Here is a 16707-nt window from a genome sequence, read left to right as displayed (position 1 = left end):
TCGCGCACCGCGATGCCGCGGCCCGGTTTCGAATGGTCGCCCAGGGTCGCGTCACTGAGTTCGGTTACCGCCGTCCCAGTACACGGCGATTCGGAAAACGCAGGTGCATGCCCACCGACTCGTCGTCGGGCATGGCGTAATCGGAGGTGTCGACATGGGTGACACGCCCCCGCCTCGGCCACCGAATCCGCCCAACGTTGGCCGATAATTCACCTGCCGGTCCGCGGCGACCGGATCGTTCCGGTACCGGACCGAATCGGGCCTTCACCGGCCCCGACGCGCGTTGCCAGGATATGTCTCATGCAACGAGCCCTGTTGGTCATCGATGTTCAGGAGTCCTTTCGCGCCCGGCCTTCGTGGGCGGAGATCGCCGATCCGCGGATCGCGCGATCGGTCGATAGGCTGGTCCGGCTCGCCCGGACCCGCGGCGACCTCGTCGTGTGGGTGCTGCACTGCGAACCCGGCACCGGCGATGTCTTCGATCCGGCCTCGGGGCATGTGCGCCTGCTCGACGAGCTGGAGGGTCCGCTGGAAGGAGAGCCATTGCTGCACAAGACTTCCCACAACGCCTTCACCACGACGAATCTGCAGCGAGTGCTCACCGAGAAGGGCGTGCGCGAACTGGTTGTCTGCGGTATTCGCACCGAACAGTGTGTGGAGACCACCACGCGAGTGGGCAGCGATCTCGGCTACGACATGACCTTCGTCGTGGACGCTACCACCACGGATCCGGTCGGCGGCCTGAGTGCCGAGGCCGTCGTCGAGCGCACGGTGGCGGTCCTGCGGGACAGGTTCGCGCGCATCGTCACCGTGGCCGACCTCGAGGCCGAACTGGCAGTATCATCGGTGTGAGTCGCGTCGTCTTCGTGCTGCTGCCCGGATTCCATCTGATCGATCTGGCCGGTCCGGCGCACGTCTTCGATACCGCGGCGCAGTTCGGGCATCCGTACCGGCTCGAATACTTCGCCGAGCAAAGCCAGGTGCACAGCGCCCAGGGCCTGCCGGTAGCGGCCGAAACAATGTGGCCGACAACGACTTCGGCGGATCTGATCGTGGTGCCCGGCGGACGCGCGCCGAGCCTGAGGGGTGGCCCGGAGGTGTCGCGGGAACTGGGCGCGCGGTTGCGCGAACACCACACCGCCGGTGGTTTCGTGGTCAGCGTCTGCTCGGGGGCCGATGCGCTGGGACAGGCCGGATTGCTCGACGGACGTGAGTGCACCACCCATCATCAGCTGCAGGAGGAACTGGCCCGCAGATATCCGTCGGCCACGGTCGTCCGGGATGTGCTGTACACGGTCGACCGGCGGGTGGCGACCTCGGCCGGAATAGCCAGCGGTATCGACCTCGCACTGCATCTGCTGGCGGTGCGGCACGGTGCCGCCCTCGCGGGCCTGGTGGCCCGGGATATGGTTGTATTCCTGCGGCGCAATGGCGACGATCCGCAGACCAGTGCGCTGCTGCGGCATCGTTCCCACCTCGACGACGTCGTCCACCGCGTGCAGGATCTCATCGAGGCGCGATTCGACGAAACCCTCCCGCTCACCTACCTGTCCGAATCCGTGGGCGTCAGTCCCCGCACCCTGACCCGACTGTTCAGCCGCGCCACCGAGGGCCTCACCCCGCTGCGCTACCAGCAGATACTGCGTCTCGAACGCGCCGAGCATCTGATCGACCACGGCGCCACCCGCGAAACCGCCGCCGCGGCAGTCGGTTTCGAGGACGCCCGGATGCTGCGCCGTCTTCGCTCGCGCGGTCCGGTCAGAACCACGTGCCGCTGAACGGCGCTTCGCGGGTGGCGAACAGGTCGTCGGCACGGTCCAGTGCGCCGGGGGTATGTTCGGTGACGCGGCCCGCCAGGGACAGGTGTCGCCAGGTCGTGCCGCCCAGGTAGGTGGCGGCGAGGGCGGCGATATCGGTGGTGAGATCGGCGGGTTCGGCTGTGCGGGTGGTGGATTCGGCCGATATTCGATAGCTGCCGGAATTGTCGGGTAGGAGCGGATCGGTGACGGCGAGGATGATCGGGGGGCCGGGGCGGTAGGTGCGGCGGCGCAGGGCCGCGAGGGCGTCGACGAGGCGGAGCCAGGTTTCGTCGCGCAGGGCGGTCAGTGTGGTGGCCCGTTCGTCGGTGAGCAGGTGGCGCACGGGTTCGTCGGAAGCCACGGCGGGGAAGACGATTCGGTCGGCGACATCGGTGGACAGCAGGTGGCGCAGCAGGCCCGCGTAGGCGTTCGGGGTGGTGGCGAACAGATCGTCGACGACCAGGGTGCGGTCTCGGCTGCGGGGCCAGTCGGTGGTGTCCAGGGGGCGGTAGCGCAGGAATCCGTCTTCGCCGCCGGGGATTCCGTGGGTCGCGACGTAGCCGGGTGTGCCGTGGGTATATTCCTGTAGTCGCCACCAGTACTGCGGGCGGTCGATACAGCCGGGGCGTGAGAGATCCAGGGCCGCATAGATTTTGGCGAGCGATTCCCACGCGGTGGCCGCGTCGAGCAGGCGGATGGGGCCGGAGGCGGGCACGGTGTCGCGCAGGCGGGCTCGATGCGGGTCCAGTTCGAGGCGGGCCATCGAACCGGCCACGCCGTAGCCGAAGCGCTCGTAGATTCCGCCCTGTGAGGCGCGCAGGGTCGCGACGATCTCACCGCGCGCGGCGAAGTCGGCGAGCTGGCGGCGCAGCAGCGCGGTCAGCACGCCGCGGCGGGTATGGGTGGGCAGGACGCCGACATGGGTCACCGCGGCCTGCGGGAGGCGATCGCCGCCGGGAACCACCAGCCAGCTCGTATAGGAGTTGGCGGTGCCGACCAGTTCCCCGTCCACCCGCGCGCCCAGTGTCCGCCCGGGCTCCCACAGCCCGTCCGCGTCGGGCGGCAACGGCGGCAGGCCGACCATGGCCGTGCGGAAAACCCCATGGGCCCTGCGAATTTCATCCGCGCGAGCCAGCGCCTCGACGACGGTCATGAGCGCTGCGCGAGGACGTCGGACCACCAGCGCCGCGCCACCTTCGGATGCGATCGCAGCCAGCCGCGCAGCGCGTTCTCCCCGTACCGCGCGTGCAGCGGATTGTCCGCCTCCCGGCTCACCCCGCGGGCGCGCACGGCCAGTTCAGCGGGCAGATTCAGCGGTTGCACCACCGCGTCCAGCCGGGGACCGAGGAAGAACGGCACCGAGTAGCGGTCCACCCCGGCGGGCGGGCTCACCACGCGATGCCGGGTCGCGGTCAGATAGCCGCCGGTGGCGATCTCGAGCATCTCGCCGATGTTGAATACGAAGCTGCCCGGCACCGGCACGGCGTCGATCCAGCCGTCGGGCCCCTGCACCTGCAGGCCGCCGACCTCGTCCTGTTGCAGCAGGGCCAGATAGCCGTAGTCCTTGTGCGCACCGACGCCCTGATCGTCGCCGTCGGTGTCGCGGCCGGGATAGTGGACGATCTTCAGATGCGCCGCCGCCTCCGCGTCGAACCACGCGTCGAAATAGCCCTCGTCCTGTCCGAGCGCGGCGGCCAAGGCGCGCAACACCTCTCGACTCACCCGCAGCGCCTCGGCCTGCCAGGCCAGAGTGGTCTCGCGCAGCCGCGGCAGCGCCGCGGGCCACTGATTCGGACCGATCAGCCGCAGCCAGGCCGGATCGTCCGGGCCGAGCTCGAGCGCCTCGCGTTCGGGACCGATATCGATCTGTTCGCGGCGATCCGGTGCGCCCGCGGTGTATTCGTTGCCGGTGACGGTGTAGCCGCGGAACTGCGGGGAGTTGATGTTGTCGATCTCGCGCCGCTGTTGCAGCGGCAGTGCGAAGAACTGCCGGGCCACCTCGAAGATGCCCGTGGTCAGCGCGTCCGGGACACCGTGGCCGACGACATAGAAGAAGCCGACCTCGTGCGCGGCGTGGCGCAGGTCGGCGAGGAATTCGGCCCGCCGTGGGCCGCGGAATCGGGAGATATCGATGAGCGGCAGACGGGCGGTCATGGCCGGATGGTAGGCCCGGCGGCCCACCCGCCGACAGGCTTTGACTCAGGGTGATTCCGACCGGGTCCGCCGCACCCCGTTGTGCGGCGGAACACCCTGCGGCCCAATCAGTTCGACCGGCTCACCCGCGGGAAGGTGAGCGCGACCAGGAAGGTCAGGATCGCGATGACCACCGCGGCGGCGAATGCGGTGGTGATGCCGCTGACCAGCACCTGCGCCGCCGAACCCGACGCACCGCGTGCGGCCGTGCCGAAGACGGTCACCAGAATCGCCAGTCCCAGCGCGCCGCCGGTCTGCTGCAGCGTCTGCAGCGCACCGCCCGCGGCCCCGGCCTCCTCCGGGGACACCGTGGACATGATGATCACGTTCAGCGGCGAGAACGCCAGCCCGATACCGCAACCCATGAGCACCATCGCCGCCAGCAGCAGCGGGAAGTAGCCGCTGTCGGGCGTCAGCCGGGTCAGCAGCACCAGTCCGGCGATCATCGCCGCGGTGCCGGTGACCGTGATGGGTTTGGGCCCCAGGCGCGGCAGCAGTCGCGGAATCAGCCGGATCATGGCGAACATCAGCGCCGCGGTCGGCAGGAAGGCGAAACCCGTTGCCAGGGCGCTCATTCCGCGAACCTCCTGCAGATACTGGGTGAGAAAGAAGAACATAGACATCCCGGCCATCGGCCCGAGGAACATATTGGTGTAGGCCGCGGCGCGGGTGCGATCGGTGAACAGGTGCAGCGGCAGCAGCGGTTGCGGCGCACGGCGTTCCACCACCAGGAAGGCCGCCAGCAGCACCGCGCCCGCGGTCAGCGAGGTCGCGGTCGTGAGATCGCCCCAGCCGTTGGACGCGGCGCTGATGAACCCGTACACCAGCGCGGCCACACCGCCGGTCGCGGTGATCGCGCCCGGCAGATCCAAGCGCGCGGGCCGCCGCGGCGCCTCGGGCAGGTAGCGCAGCGCGAACGCGACGACGAGCAGGCCGAAGGGCACATTGATGAACAGCGCCGAACGCCAGCCCAGCCACTCGGTGAGCAGCCCGCCCACCAGCAGGCCGATCGCGAATCCGGCACTCGACATTCCGGAGAACAGGGCAAGTACCCGAATGCGCGCCTTCGGTTCATGGAAGGTCGTGGTCAGCAGGGCCAGGGTATTGGGTCCGGCCATCGCGCCGCCGATGCCCTGCAGGACCCGGGCCGCGAGCAGCCAGCCCGCCGACGGTGCGAGGCCGCCCAGCAGTGAGGCCAGGGTGAACAGCACCGTCCCGGCGATGAACAGGCGTCGCCGCCCGAACAGATCACCCGCGCGTCCGCCGAGCAGCAGCAATCCACCGAAGACCAGGGTGTAGGCGTCCATGACCCAGGACAGGCCGGTCGCACTGAAGTGCAGATCGGTCCGGATGCGCGGCAGGGCCACATTCATCACGGTGATGTCGAGAATGATCATCAACTGGCAGGTCAGCAGCGTGACCAGGACGATCCCCGTACGCAAACGCGGGGATCCGGTGTGTAGACGTGGTGGGGCGGTAATCGTGGGAGTAGACAAGGACACTCCATCGAGCGAAGGAACCAAACGGAGACAGTCTCCGTTTATCGATGGAGCTAGCATATGGAGAAGATCTCCGTTTACGCAAGCCTAAACGGAGAAAGCATCCGTTTCCAGTGGAGGAGACGTGTTTCCCGTGGAGAAGACTGTGGACGCACCGCCGACCCAGCGGCCGATGCGCGCGGACGCGCGCCGCAACTACGAGCGCATCGTGGCCAGCGCGCGCGATGCCTTCGCCGAGCACGGGCCGGAGGCGCCGCTGGACGATATCGCCCGGCGCGCGGGAGTCGGCGCCGGAACGCTGTATCGCCATTTCCCCAATCGCGACGCGCTCATCGAGGCGGTCTACCGCTCCCAAATCGAGGCGCTGGCCCAGCGCGCGTTCGAACTGCGCGATACCGAGCCGCCGGGTGAGGCCCTGCGCGGCTGGCTGCACGCGCAGGTGGATTTCGTGATGAACGAACGCAGCCTCGCGCTCACCCTCAAGGCCGCGATCGACCGCAATTCCGAAACCTTCACCCTCTGTTCGGCCCTGGTCTCCGAGGCCGCCGCGGCGGTGCTGCACCCGGCGCAGGAGGCGGGCCTGATCCGCACCGATATCGAACCGCGCGATGTCCTGCGCCTGGCCCACGGCATCGGCGCGGCCTGCGAATCCGCCGGCCGCGAGGCCGCCGATCGACTGCTGGCGGTCGCCTGGGACGGCCTGCGCGCGACCGATCAGCGGTAACCGGCCGGACGCGACCACCAATCCGCCTCACCTCGGGTGAGTGCGGGCAGCCGGTGCCGCACGGCGTCGACCGCGCGCGTCGCGATCGTTCCGGTCAGCCGCCAGGCGTCCGCGACCGCCTCGGAGTTCTGGATGCTCGCGCCGAGTGCGATGAGCGCGGTGAGTACGGGGGCGAGTGTGTCGGCGGGCAGGTCGAGTTCGAAAGCGTCTGTGGGCTCCAGGATTTCGGTTCCGGCGCGGCGCAGCGCCTGTGTGAGTACCAGTGGCGTCAGGCCGCGGAAATCGGCGGCGGTCGAGATCGGCGCCGCGAATCCGGAGCGGATGAGGGTGACGACGCAGTCGGTGATCGGTCGGCCGTCGGTTCCGCGGCGGAGTGTGGCGTGCACGGATTCGGCTATGGCGCAATGGAATGCGCGCGGAAGTGCGCCGAGTTCGGTCTCGTAGCGAAAGGTGGTTCCCGGTGGCCCGGGGTCGACGCGCAGGCCGACGGTCGCCCAGAAACCGTGCGAACTCGCTGCGCGATAACCCATTTCCTCGATCGCCGCGCCGGTGCCGGTGACACGTTCGACGCGCAGCGGTTCGGTCGCGAGGAATTCGGCATCGATGCCGTATCGGTCCGACAGCGTGGTCGCGATGATCTCCCGCTGGATCTCGCCATAGAGCAGGATCGAGGTGTCGCCGTCGGGTTCCACGCGGATATGCAGCAGCGGATCCTGTTCGGCCAGTTGCCGTAGCGCGGCATGCAGGGCCGCGGGCGTGCCCGTGCGGGCGCGGACCAGCGTGCGCAGGGTCGGTACGGCGAAGCGCGGCTGTTCGGAATCGGTTGGGACGCCGAGCGTATCGCCGACCCGCAGATCGGACGGGCCGGTGATCCGGCCGATATTCCCGGCCGTCAGGGGTCCGGACCCGCCGCCCACCACCCGCAGCGTGGTGATGCGGCCGGTGTGGCGAACGGTGGTTCCGTCGTAGTCGCGACGACTCAGGGCCAGGCGATCGCGAGTGGTGACGGTACCCGAGAACAGGCGCAGGTAGGCGGTTTTCGCGCCCGAGGCCGAGCGCTCGACGGCGAAGATCGTGCCGCGGGGCGTCGGCCCATCGGCCGATTCGGGGATGGGCAGCAGTTCGGTGATCGCCCGGATCAGCGCGTCGACACCGTGGCCGGTGAGCGCCGATCCGAAGTAGACCGGATGCACCAGGCCGCGAGCGAGTTGGTCGCGCAGGGCCGCTTGCAGTGTGGCCGGTGTCGGCGGTGGGCCGTCGACGAGTGCGGCGAGCAGCGAATCATCCTGTTCGGCAAGTGTTTCCGCGATATCGGCGAGGTCTTCGGCGATAACGAGCGGATACGGCGTGACACGCCAGGCTATTTCGGCCAGCAGTTGCTCGGGCCGCGCGTTGGGGCGGTCGATCTTGTTGACGAATATCAGTGTGGGCAAACGCATGTCACGAAGAATGCGCATCAGCGTCCGGGTGTGCGCCTGCACGCCCTCGACCGCCGAGATCACCAGTACGGCCGCGTCGAGTACGCGTAGCGCCCGATCCACCTCCGCGACGAAATCGCTGTGACCGGGCGTATCGATCACATTGACCTGTATGTCGCCCACGGTGAACGACACGACGGCCGAGCGCACGGTGATACCGCGCTGCCGCTCGATATCGCCGGTATCGGTGCGGGTGGTGCCCGCGTCGACGCTGCCGAGGGTGTCGATGGCCCCGGTGTCGTACAGCAGCCGTTCGGTCAGGCTGGTCTTACCGGCGTCGACATGGGCGACAATCCCGATATTGAGTGTGCGGTGAATTGGCATATGCGCCGAGATCCTCGAAAGTCACGGTCCGACAAGGTATCCGAAGTCCCTCGTAGAACCGGCGCATCCCAACTCCTTCAGCTGGACGGAAACGTTTCCCGCAGGCTGACATGTTCGCCCGGGGGCGCGCAACCGAATTTCGCGGCATGGCGCACGGCCGCGAAGGAGCGACAGGACGGGCAGTCGGCGATCACCGGATGTCGGCATTCGAGGATGTGTTCCAGGAAGTGGTCGGTGGCCTCGAGGACGGCCATCCGGGCGGCCAGATCCGCGCGTTTGGCGGCGATCAGATCTATTCGATCGGGGTATGCGGCGTCCGCGAGGCGACGGATCTCGAGCAGGGACATGCCGGTGCGCTGCAGCGTTCGGATCATCCGGGCCTGGTCGAGGGTTTGGCGGTCGTAGCTGCGATGGCCCGAGGGCGTGCGCGGGGGCGCGAGCAGACCGGCCGATTCCCAGTGCCGCAGCACATGGGCCTCGATGCCCAGTTCGACCGCGGCGTCGCCGATTTTCAAATCCGGCGAGGCAGACCCTTTACTTCGTGTCGACATGAAGTTTTAGGGTGCCACGGTTCCCGGCGACGATCCAGGTCGCCGACTCAGCACAGGAGTGATCATGTCCGATCCGGTACGCCGCCCGACCCTCGTCGAATGCTGCGGCGTCGCGGTGGGTTCCGCATGGGGAATGCTGCGCCCACGCCCGGCCGACCAGCGACTGCTGCGCTCGATCGTCGATGCGGGACTGCCCGCCGCCACGACGACCGTCGACATCACCGCGCTCCCGCAGACGCCGCGTTCGGTGCCGACCCCGGCCGTGGTGGAGGGCCGCTTCGCGCCGCGACGCGTCGAGAACGCGTTGACCTCGTTCGTGATTCGGCATCCGAGCGCCACCTTCGTCGTGGATCCGGCCGTCTGCCGCGACGTGGAACGTCGTGCCATCGCGCAGTTGCCCGCGATCCTGCGGGTCGCGGTGCGCCCGCCCGCGGACACCGTGGCGACGATCACCGCGCTCGGGTCGACATCGCTCGATTTCGCCCTGCCCACCCACGCCCACTGGGATCATGTCTGCGGTCTGCTCGACCTGCCGGGGCTACCCGTGCGGCTGCACCGCACCGAACGGGAATGGGTGATGAGCGGTCCCACCGCACCGGTCGGCGGCGTGCGGGATTCGCTGCGGGATCGGCCGATCTCCGAATACGAACTCGACGGCCCGCCGGTGCTGACCTTCCCGCGCAGCCACGATCTGTTCGGCGATTCCAGTGTGGTGCTGGTGGATCTGGCCGGACATACCCCGGGCAGCGTCGGCGTCCTCGCGCACACCGCGACCGGCTGGGTCCTGCTGGCAGGGGACGCGGCGTGGCATCACCTGCAGATCGACGATCTCCGGCAGAAGGCCGCCTACCCGGGCGCGCTCGCCGATCACGACCGCGACGAAACCTTCGCGACCCTGCATCGCCTGCATCTGGCCCGTCATCTCGTGCGCATCGTGCCGACCCACGATCACACCGCCGCCCGCGCCCTCGACAACGTGGCGGACGCGGCAAATCAGTCCAACGCCGAGCGGGTGGCTATGGACGACGCCGAGCGCGCCGGATGACACTGCGGATATGGATCCCTTGGCGCCCGGCGAATTCCGCAGCGAGACCGTCTATCTCAATACCGCGTCCTATGGACTGCCGCCCGCTCGCGCGTTGGCGAGCGTTGCCGCGGTCACCGAGCGATGGGCGGGCGGCTACGGCAGCCCGTCCACGCACGACGATCAGGTCGAGACGCTGCGGGCGAGTTTCGCGCGATTGCTGTCCGGGGCCACCGCCGACGATGTCGCCATCGGCCACGGCGTGGGTTCGCTCATCGGCCCAGCCGCGGTCGCGCTGCCGCCGGGCGCGGAAGTGCTTGTGCCGGAAGACGATTTCGCCTCGGTGCCCAATCCCTTCCGATACCGCGGCGATCTGATCGTGCGGGCGGTCCCGCTGGCGCGCCTGGCCGAGGAGGTGCGCCCGCAGACCGCGCTGGTGGCGGCGAGCGTGGTGCAGTCGGCCGACGGGCGCGCGATCGATCCGGCCGAATTGCGGGCGGTCACCCGGGCCAACGATGCCTGGCTGCTGCTGGACGCCACGCAGGCCGCGGGCTGGCTGCCGCTGCGCTTCGACGATGCCGACTTCTGGGTCTGCGCGACGTTCAAATGGCTGCTCGGCGCGCGCAGCGTGAGTCTGCTGGCGGTGCATCCGTCGATCGCCGACGCGGTCCGTCCGGTCTCGCCCGGCTGGTACGCCGCGGCCGATCGCTGGGCGGAAATGTATGCGCCGCAGCGTCTCTCGGATACCGTTCGCCGCCTGGACGACACTCCGGACTGGCTGGGCGTGGTGTACTCGGTGGCCGGACTGCGGTTGATCGAGGAGTTGGGCGTCGAGGCGATCGGCCGCCACAACCGGGCCCTGGCCACGCGGTTCCGCGACGGGCTCACCGAGCTGGGCCTGCCCTCGATCGCGGGCGACTCCCCTATCGTCACCCTGCCCGGTGCGGGCGAATTCGCCGATCGGCTGGCCGAATCCGGGATCGTCACCAGTGCGCGCGACGGCGGGCTGCGCGTGTCCTTCCACGTACACAACGGTTCCGACGATGTGGAGCGTGCGCTGAAAGCCTTGGCGCAGAACTGATTCAGGCGTCCTCAGCGGTGATCCGGCCGGATTCGATCGCGGTTGTCAGCGCCTCGTAGTCGGTGGCGGTCTGCTCGGTGTAGGCCATCGCGAACTCACCCATCGCCCGGTCGAAGACATCACCGGTGCCGAGGTAGGCGGCGATGGCCAGGCGGTCCCCGGAACGGGCGTGGCCGCGGGCGAGGGTATAGCCGCACAGCGCCGCGTACTGACGCAGTTCGGCGGGCCCCATATCGTCGATCGACAGCGCGCCCTTCATATCGCGCAGCTGCCGCCAGTAGTAGAACAGGCCGTCCGGACCGGTGGCCCAGCCGAGGAAGATATCGCTGGCCGACTGGGTCAGTCGCTGTCCGTGCACGACTCGATGGCCCTGATGCGGCAGGTGGGTGCGATGGGCCGGTTGACTGTGGTGGGCGTGGACATACGGCGCGAGCACCGATTCCTCGGCCTGTTTGACCTGCAGGAAAAGCGGATCGCCGATCGCGCGGCCGGTGAGCAGCGCGATGAAGCAGCGGGTACCGACGCTGCCCACGCCGACCACCTTCATCGCGTAGTCGCGCAGCTGATAGCGGTCCAGCAGCACCTGCCGTTCATCGGGGAGCGAATTGCGGTAGTCGGCCAGGATCGCCTCGAGCGGTGCGCGTTCGATATCGGGCAGGGTGAGCACCAGCGGCGGATCCTCGCGGATGCGCGGCTCGCCATCGGGTCCGGGCGCGGTGAGTTTGTCCAGGGCCTGCAGGCTGGTGCGGGTCCTGGCCTTGGTGATGATCTTCTCGGTGCGCTTGCGCACGCGCGGCCGCAGCAGTTCGGCGGCCCGCTCGGCGTCGATCATCTCGTACCAGACATCGGTCTCGCCGAGGCCCGCGAGCCGGTTCATGGTCTCGCGATATCCGGTGGCCGCGGCGGTCGCGGCCGCCTCGGCATCGGAATCGTTGTCGCCGTTGGCCCGCGCGGCCACCGCGACGCTGGCGACCAGGCGTTTGACATCCCATTCGAAGGGCCCTGGCAGGGTCTCGTCGAAGTCGTTGACGTCGAAGACCAGCGATCGCTCCGGCGAGGCGAACAGTCCGAAGTTCGACAGATGCGCGTCGCCGCACAGCTGCACCGTGAGCCCGGTGTTCGGACTCGCGGCCAGATCGGCGGCCATGATCGCGGGCGCGCCGCGATAGAACGGGAACAGTCCGGCGGCCATGCGGCCGTATCGAATCGGCACCAGCATCGGCACCCGGGTCGCGGCCTGCCGCTCGAGGATCGCGATGGGATCCGGGCGGTCCGCGCCGGGCTCCCATCTGCCCAGCGACGAGCGCGGCACTCGCTTGCGCGTGGCCTTGCCGACCTCGGCCGACGCCAGATCCTCCCCCGTGGCCCGCACAGTCGCCGTCACCATATCTGGGACTGTAATCCGCGAGGCGGGCGAAACCGTCGTGCCCGTCGCGTCGATTCGGACCCGTTATGTGCGGCGGTTCAGGGCAGCGACGCCGAACCGCCCGGGACGGTCGGCAATCCGGCCGCCCGCCAGGCCCGGAAGCCGCCGACCAGATCGGTGGCGTGGGTCAGGCCCAAACGCTGTGCGTCGGCGGCGGCCAGGCTCGAGGCGTAGCCCTCGTTGCAGATCAGCACGACCGGGGTGTCGGCGGCCAAGCCGGGCAGGCGATGGTCGCCGGTGGGATCGAGTCGCCATTCCAGCACGATGCGCTCGATGATGAGCGCGCCCGGAATCTCGCCCTCGGCGGCGCGATTGGCATGCGGTCGAATATCGATCAGCAGCGCGCCGTCGGCCTGGAGGGCGGCTGCCTGCTGGGGATCCACGCGCAGCAGGCGGGCGCGGGCGCGATCGAGAAGTTCCTGCACACTCACGGCGTCTCCTTCACAGTCCCGTGAAATCGGTCAGGTCGCGATACTCCCGCACCGGCCGCAGCGGCGGCGAATAGGCGTGCACCGAGGCGGCCGGGCCGTCGCTGGTGTTGCGTAGTTGATGTGCGCGCTGCGGTCCGAAGGCCACGGTATCGCCGATGGTCCAGTCGGCCGTGCGCAGCGGGCCGCCCGCATGCCGATACTGCTCGTGCAGTGCGCCGATGGTCACGGTGAACGCGCCGGACGCGCCGCCGTGATCATGCGGTTCGGTGCCCTGGCCGGGGGCCCACGACAGCAGCCACAGCTCCACGCCCATGGTCAGCGCCAACCGCGCCCACCAGCGCTGGCCCGCGTCGAAGCGCACGATGTCCAGCAGCGGCGTGGCCAGGGTGGCGGCCACCTCGCCGGTCAGCTCGTGCAGTTCGGCGGCCGACCACAGGGTGCGTTCGGGATGCACCGCCTCGTGTAAGGAGGGCACGTCGACTCCGGGATGAATGTCCTTGGCGTGCTTGAGGTTCACCGGTAGTGACGTGGTCACCGCGCTCCTCACGGGTCGACGGGCGTTTTCCGAATTGTCCGCCGCCGGGCCGCGATTGCCATCAACCACGATCAGCGTGAACAAAACCCGCGCCAACGGCTGTCCTTTTTGTTGGATTTCAGGTCGAGAAAGCTGTTCCGGCCCTGGGCTTCACCCGCGGCCTCGCACGAAAAGGACGCCGCCATGCTCATTTCCCGCACCGGCCGCCGCCGACGCACCCTGGCGCTGGCCGCCGCACTGGTCACCACCGCGCTGGCGGTCGGCGCCTGCGGCGGATCCGATACCGATACCGAGGTGCGCTCGGTGAACGGGCAGAGCTTCGATCTGTCGCCGCAGCAGACCGGGCGGGTGCGCGGGCAGAAGGTGGACGCGATCGCGGACCGGCTGCCCAAGGCCGTTCGCGACCGAGGCACGCTCATCGTGACCGGTTCGGCGACCGCCGGGGCGCCGCTGCGCTTCTACGCCACCGACGATCACACCATCATCGGCTCGGAGATCGACTTCGCCGCATTGGTGGCCGATACCCTCGGGCTGAAACTCGAAGTGCGCGCGGCGGATTGGGCGCAGAATTTCGTGGCCATCGATTCCGGTGCGGTGGACGCGTTCATCGGCAATGTGACCGTGACCGAGGAACGCAAGGAGAAATACGACTTCGCCACCTATCGGCTGGACAATCTGGCGCTCGAGGTGCCCAAGGGCGCGGATTGGACCTATCAGGATCGGAAATCGCTGGCGGGCAAGCGGATCGGGGTCGGCAGCGGGACCAATCAGGAACAGCTGCTGGTGCAGTGGAACGACCGCAATGTCGCGGAGGGGTTGCCGAAAATCGATATCGCCTACTATCAGCAATCCACCGATTACTATCTGGCGCTCGCCTCGCATCGGCTCGACGGATATCTCGGGCCCAATCCGGTCGCGGTCTATCATTCGGCGACCTCCGGCCAGACCGAGCTCGTGGCGACCTATTCCGGCGCGGGCGATGCGCTGCAGGCCGAGATCGCGGTGCTGACGCGTAAGGACAACGGTCTCATCGGGCCGATTCACGATGCGCTGCAGTACACGATCGAGCACGGTACCTATCAGCAGGTGTTGGATCGGTGGGGGCTGAGGTCCGAGGCCGTCACGCAGTCCCGCGTGAATCCGCCCGGGCTGCCGAAGAAGGCCGCCTGATCATTCGACCAGGTTTCGGGGCGCGGCCTGCTGCCAGGAGTCGCGCACAATGGTCTCGAGTTCCTCGCGATCGTCGAGCGCGGCCAGCCGCACCCGGACCCAGGCGTTGCCCGCCTCGTGCGCGGCGATCCAGAACTTGTCGGGTTCGGCCAGAACCAACTCGTCGCGCTCGGCTATCGGACAGCGCACCGCCATCGAGGATTCCTCCTCGGGCAGGGTGAGGAACAGTTTGCCCGCGACGCGGAAAGTCGGCATGCCCCATTGGAATTGCTCGGATGTCTCGGGTAATGACAGTGCGAAAGTACGGACATCCTCGGCGGTGGTGCTCACTCCCGAAATCCTTCCAGGTGCGGGACCGAATTCGAAACTCCGACCTCGGGGTCCCACCTACCAGGCGATATGCCGGTTACATTCCACATGCGTGTTCCGCCTGAGTACTTACCTTTCGAGAAAGGAATAGCTTCGTGCGTACGCATGTACCGCTAGGCCTGGCCGCGGCGGCGATGGTGCTGTTCGCTCCCGTCACCGCCCTGGCCGCCACCCCGACCGATCCGATGCCCACGCCCGACCGGTGCGAATCCGTCATTCCGCTGCCCAGCGTGGACGTCGTGCAGCACCGCCCGCTGGCGGAGGGCCAGGCCTGCGCGTCGAACGAGACCGCGAGCTACAGCCCCGAGGCCCGCCAGAAGCTCGATGCCTGGTGGAAGCAGATCGTCGGTGGCGACCAGCAGCAGAGCGGCGGCCAGCAGGGCAGCGGCCAACAGCAGAGCCAGCAGAGCTCGAATTCCGGGCAGCAGGGCCAACAGAGCCAGCAGGGGCAGCAGGGTCAGCAGAGCGGTGGTGCGGACCAGAAGGCTTCCACGCCGCAGAAGACTCAGTAGTGCCGGGGATCCCCGCCGTGCATCGCGCTGCGCTGCACGGCGGGGAAACTGGGGGCGACGCTGCACGGCGGGGGAACTGGGGGCAACGCTGTACTGCGGGGAATTGCGGCAGATGGTGGGTCCGCGAGAGTTCGGGAAGAAGTTGAGGGCCCGCGACATTGCGGGAGCAGTTGAGGGCCGCGACACTGCGGGAGAAGTTGAGGGCCCGCGACACTGCGGGAAGAAGCTGAGGGCCGCGACACTGCGGGAGAAGTTGAAGCCGCGATAGTGCGGGGAGAAGGCCCGCGGCGTTGCGGGGAGAAGCTGAGGGCCCACGGCATTGCGGGTGGGGTCAGCTGGTTCGGACCGGGGTGGGGTGGGGGTTTGCGGGGAGTGGGGGGAGGTCTTCGGCCTCGACTATGGGGGGCTCGGGGGTTTCGGTGGGGGTGGGGGGTTGGGCGGCGGCGAGTTTGGTGGCTATTCGGGTGGTGGCCTGGCGGGTGGTCCAGTAGCGGAACAGGCGGGCCATGAGCGGGAGCATGGCGACCATGAAGAGTAGGCGGACGCTTTGGACGCTGGTTATCAATGGCATGTTCGCGCCCATACCCTCGGCCGCGGCCAGGACCGCGTTGATACCGCCGGGCGTGGTGGCCAGGTACAGATCGGACAGTTCCAGATCGACGAACAGCGACAGCACGTACGCCAGGGCCGCGACGGCTACCGACAGCACACCGATCGCGATGGCCATACCCGGAATCATGCGGGCCATCTCCGTGACGACGGCCCGGGTGAAGCGGGTGCCGACATCGAATCCGATCAGTACGAACAGCGATTCCTTGAACAGGTTGGTCGGCGCGTAGCCGTGACTCAGGCCCAGCGCGGTCAGCGCCGCGGTAATGAGCATCGGACCGATCAGCGTGGGGCTCGGGATGCGCAGCAGCCGCCCGACCCGAATCCCGATCAGGCACAGCACGATCGCGATGCACAGCCCCGCGACCTGATCACCGCGCCCGACCATCGCCCAGTGCGGCAGCGAGGAGTTGGTCACCTTGCTGGCCACGACCGCGGGATGTTCGGTGTGATCACCGGAATCGAGCAGCGCACCCACCGCGGGGGCGCTGACCGCCACCAGCAGCACCCGCAGATACTGCATGAACGCCACCTGCCGCGGATCGGCGTCCATATCGTCGGCGCACGACACCACCGCCGCCGAACCACCGGCCAGCAGCCCCAGCGTGGCGGTCGGCAGGGCCACCTTGGTGAAGCGCGCGAACACCAGCGCCACGAGCAGACTCACCACCAGGGTCGCGGCGGTGATCGCCAGCACCGGCAACAGCGCCAGCCCGATCGAACCCAGCAGCGACACTTCGAGATAACTGCCCATCAGCACACCGAGCATGGCCTGCACCCCGACCGACACCTGCTTGGGCATCGGCGCGGGCAGCCGCCCGGTCAGGGCCAGAATCGCGCCCACGATGATCGCGACGATCATCTGGGGCGCCGGAAAACGCACTCTGTCGAGCAATTCGGCAATGGCGAGCACCGCCACCAGCAACACTATCCAACCGATCACCTGCCTCCGCGTCATTGCGGCCCGGGTGGACCGGGGCAC

Annotated in this window: 17 protein-coding genes; 7 read left to right on the top strand and 10 right to left on the bottom strand. The window is 68.5% G+C overall.

The window, feature by feature from the left end:
• Positions 1 to 300 precede the first annotated feature (300 nt).
• Positions 301 to 852 carry a cysteine hydrolase family protein gene (locus NP4_RS01375; RefSeq protein WP_067990626.1) on the top strand — a complete coding sequence of 184 codons (552 nt, stop codon included), beginning with the start codon at positions 301 to 303 and terminating at the stop codon, positions 850 to 852.
• A complete protein-coding gene (locus NP4_RS01370) occupies positions 849 to 1778 on the top strand; it encodes a GlxA family transcriptional regulator (protein ID WP_067990623.1) in 930 nt (309 codons plus the stop codon). The genes NP4_RS01375 and NP4_RS01370 overlap by 4 nt, the downstream gene beginning before the upstream one ends.
• On the opposite strand, the gene NP4_RS01365 is transcribed toward NP4_RS01370, so the two are convergent.
• The 3 genes from NP4_RS01365 to NP4_RS01355 all read right to left on the bottom strand — a co-directional run bounded on the left by NP4_RS01365 (position 1759) and on the right by NP4_RS01355 (position 5434).
• On the bottom strand, positions 1759 to 2952 hold the full coding sequence (locus tag NP4_RS01365) for a GNAT family N-acetyltransferase (protein WP_067990621.1): 1194 nt from the start codon (positions 2950 to 2952) through the stop codon (positions 1759 to 1761). The two genes, NP4_RS01370 and NP4_RS01365, sit on opposite strands and share 20 nt — an antisense overlap.
• Positions 2949 to 3953 carry an isopenicillin N synthase family dioxygenase gene (locus NP4_RS01360; RefSeq protein ID WP_067991876.1) on the bottom strand — a complete coding sequence of 335 codons (1005 nt, stop codon included), beginning with the start codon at positions 3951 to 3953 and terminating at the stop codon, positions 2949 to 2951. Before NP4_RS01360 ends, NP4_RS01365 begins: the two co-directional genes overlap by 4 nt.
• A gap of 107 nt (positions 3954 to 4060) precedes the next feature.
• Complete coding sequence (locus tag NP4_RS01355; RefSeq protein ID WP_245996885.1) at positions 4061 to 5434, bottom strand: MFS transporter; 1374 nt, start codon at positions 5432 to 5434, stop codon at positions 4061 to 4063.
• Positions 5435 to 5624: 190 nt separating this feature from the next.
• Between NP4_RS01355 and NP4_RS01350 the strand changes: the two genes are divergently transcribed.
• Entirely contained in the window at positions 5625 to 6215 is a 591-nt protein-coding gene (locus NP4_RS01350) for a TetR/AcrR family transcriptional regulator (RefSeq protein WP_245996884.1), read from the top strand.
• Here NP4_RS01350 and NP4_RS01345 read toward each other — a convergent pair.
• Together NP4_RS01345 and NP4_RS01340 are read right to left on the bottom strand one after the other, a co-directional pair.
• On the bottom strand, positions 6206 to 8017 hold the full coding sequence (locus tag NP4_RS01345; RefSeq protein WP_067990619.1) for a GTP-binding protein: 1812 nt from the start codon (positions 8015 to 8017) through the stop codon (positions 6206 to 6208). The genes NP4_RS01350 and NP4_RS01345 overlap by 10 nt on opposite strands.
• Positions 8018 to 8094: 77 nt before the next feature.
• Positions 8095 to 8568, bottom strand: coding sequence for a MerR family transcriptional regulator (locus NP4_RS01340; protein ID WP_082875425.1), 474 nt, complete (start codon positions 8566 to 8568; stop codon positions 8095 to 8097).
• Positions 8569 to 8632: 64 nt separating this feature from the next.
• Between NP4_RS01340 and NP4_RS01335 the strand changes: the two genes are divergently transcribed.
• Positions 8633 to 9613, top strand: a complete 981-nt coding sequence (locus tag NP4_RS01335; RefSeq protein WP_114755475.1) for an MBL fold metallo-hydrolase — start codon at positions 8633 to 8635, stop codon at positions 9611 to 9613.
• Between the two features lie 10 nt (positions 9614 to 9623).
• On the top strand, positions 9624 to 10673 hold the full coding sequence (locus tag NP4_RS01330) for an aminotransferase class V-fold PLP-dependent enzyme (RefSeq protein ID WP_067990616.1): 1050 nt from the start codon (positions 9624 to 9626) through the stop codon (positions 10671 to 10673).
• Between the two features lies 1 nt (position 10674).
• Here the strand turns inward: NP4_RS01330 and NP4_RS01325 are convergent, their stop codons facing one another.
• From NP4_RS01325 to NP4_RS01315, 3 genes are all read right to left on the bottom strand, one after another.
• Positions 10675 to 12060 carry a DUF2252 domain-containing protein gene (locus NP4_RS01325; RefSeq protein ID WP_067990613.1) on the bottom strand — a complete coding sequence of 462 codons (1386 nt, stop codon included), beginning with the start codon at positions 12058 to 12060 and terminating at the stop codon, positions 10675 to 10677.
• A 77-nt stretch (positions 12061 to 12137) separates the two neighbouring features.
• Entirely contained in the window at positions 12138 to 12530 is a 393-nt protein-coding gene (locus NP4_RS01320) for a rhodanese-like domain-containing protein (RefSeq protein WP_067990611.1), read from the bottom strand.
• A gap of 10 nt (positions 12531 to 12540) precedes the next feature.
• Positions 12541 to 13065, bottom strand: a complete 525-nt coding sequence (locus tag NP4_RS01315) for a cysteine dioxygenase (RefSeq protein ID WP_067991868.1) — start codon at positions 13063 to 13065, stop codon at positions 12541 to 12543.
• Positions 13066 to 13248: 183 nt separating this feature from the next.
• Here NP4_RS01315 and NP4_RS01310 point away from each other — a divergent pair, with 183 nt between their 5' ends.
• Entirely contained in the window at positions 13249 to 14235 is a 987-nt protein-coding gene (locus NP4_RS01310; protein ID WP_067990609.1) for an ABC transporter substrate-binding protein, read from the top strand.
• Here the strand turns inward: NP4_RS01310 and NP4_RS01305 are convergent, their stop codons facing one another.
• Complete coding sequence (locus NP4_RS01305; protein WP_067990607.1) at positions 14236 to 14565, bottom strand: MmcQ/YjbR family DNA-binding protein; 330 nt, start codon at positions 14563 to 14565, stop codon at positions 14236 to 14238.
• Between the two features lie 134 nt (positions 14566 to 14699).
• Between NP4_RS01305 and NP4_RS01300 the strand changes: the two genes are divergently transcribed.
• Positions 14700 to 15116 (top strand): hypothetical protein, encoded by a 417-nt coding sequence (locus tag NP4_RS01300; protein ID WP_067990604.1) that lies wholly within the window; start codon positions 14700 to 14702, stop codon positions 15114 to 15116.
• Between the two features lie 331 nt (positions 15117 to 15447).
• Here the strand turns inward: NP4_RS01300 and NP4_RS01295 are convergent, their stop codons facing one another.
• Positions 15448 to 16668: an AbrB family transcriptional regulator gene (locus NP4_RS01295; RefSeq protein ID WP_255285350.1), complete on the bottom strand. Its 1221-nt coding sequence runs from the start codon at positions 16666 to 16668 to the stop codon at positions 15448 to 15450.
• Positions 16669 to 16707: the final 39 nt, after the last annotated feature.

It is taken from the genome of Nocardia pseudobrasiliensis NBRC 108224 (genome assembly GCF_001613105.1).
GTDB lineage: Bacteria > Actinomycetota > Actinomycetes > Mycobacteriales > Mycobacteriaceae > Nocardia > Nocardia pseudobrasiliensis.
The sequence above is the reverse complement of the archived record's forward strand: the minus strand, read 5'-3'. Positions and strand labels throughout refer to the sequence as shown.

Bases quoted from the DNA above. Each gene is read 5' to 3' on its own strand.
- NP4_RS01375 (WP_067990626.1), top strand. From the start codon at position 301: ATGCAACGAGCCCTGTTGGTCATCGATGTTCAGGAGTCCTTTCGCGCC.
- NP4_RS01365 (WP_067990621.1), bottom strand. From the start codon at position 2,952: ATGACCGTCGTCGAGGCGCTGGCTCGCGCGGATGAAATTCGCAGGGCC.
- NP4_RS01360 (WP_067991876.1), bottom strand. From the start codon at position 3,953: ATGACCGCCCGTCTGCCGCTCATCGATATCTCCCGATTCCGCGGCCCA.
- NP4_RS01345 (WP_067990619.1), bottom strand. From the start codon at position 8,017: ATGCCAATTCACCGCACACTCAATATCGGGATTGTCGCCCATGTCGAC.
- NP4_RS01340 (WP_082875425.1), bottom strand. From the start codon at position 8,568: ATGTCGACACGAAGTAAAGGGTCTGCCTCGCCGGATTTGAAAATCGGC.
- NP4_RS01335 (WP_114755475.1), top strand. From the start codon at position 8,633: ATGTCCGATCCGGTACGCCGCCCGACCCTCGTCGAATGCTGCGGCGTC.
- NP4_RS01330 (WP_067990616.1), top strand. From the start codon at position 9,624: ATGGATCCCTTGGCGCCCGGCGAATTCCGCAGCGAGACCGTCTATCTC.
- NP4_RS01325 (WP_067990613.1), bottom strand. From the start codon at position 12,060: ATGGTGACGGCGACTGTGCGGGCCACGGGGGAGGATCTGGCGTCGGCC.
- NP4_RS01310 (WP_067990609.1), top strand. From the start codon at position 13,249: ATGCTCATTTCCCGCACCGGCCGCCGCCGACGCACCCTGGCGCTGGCC.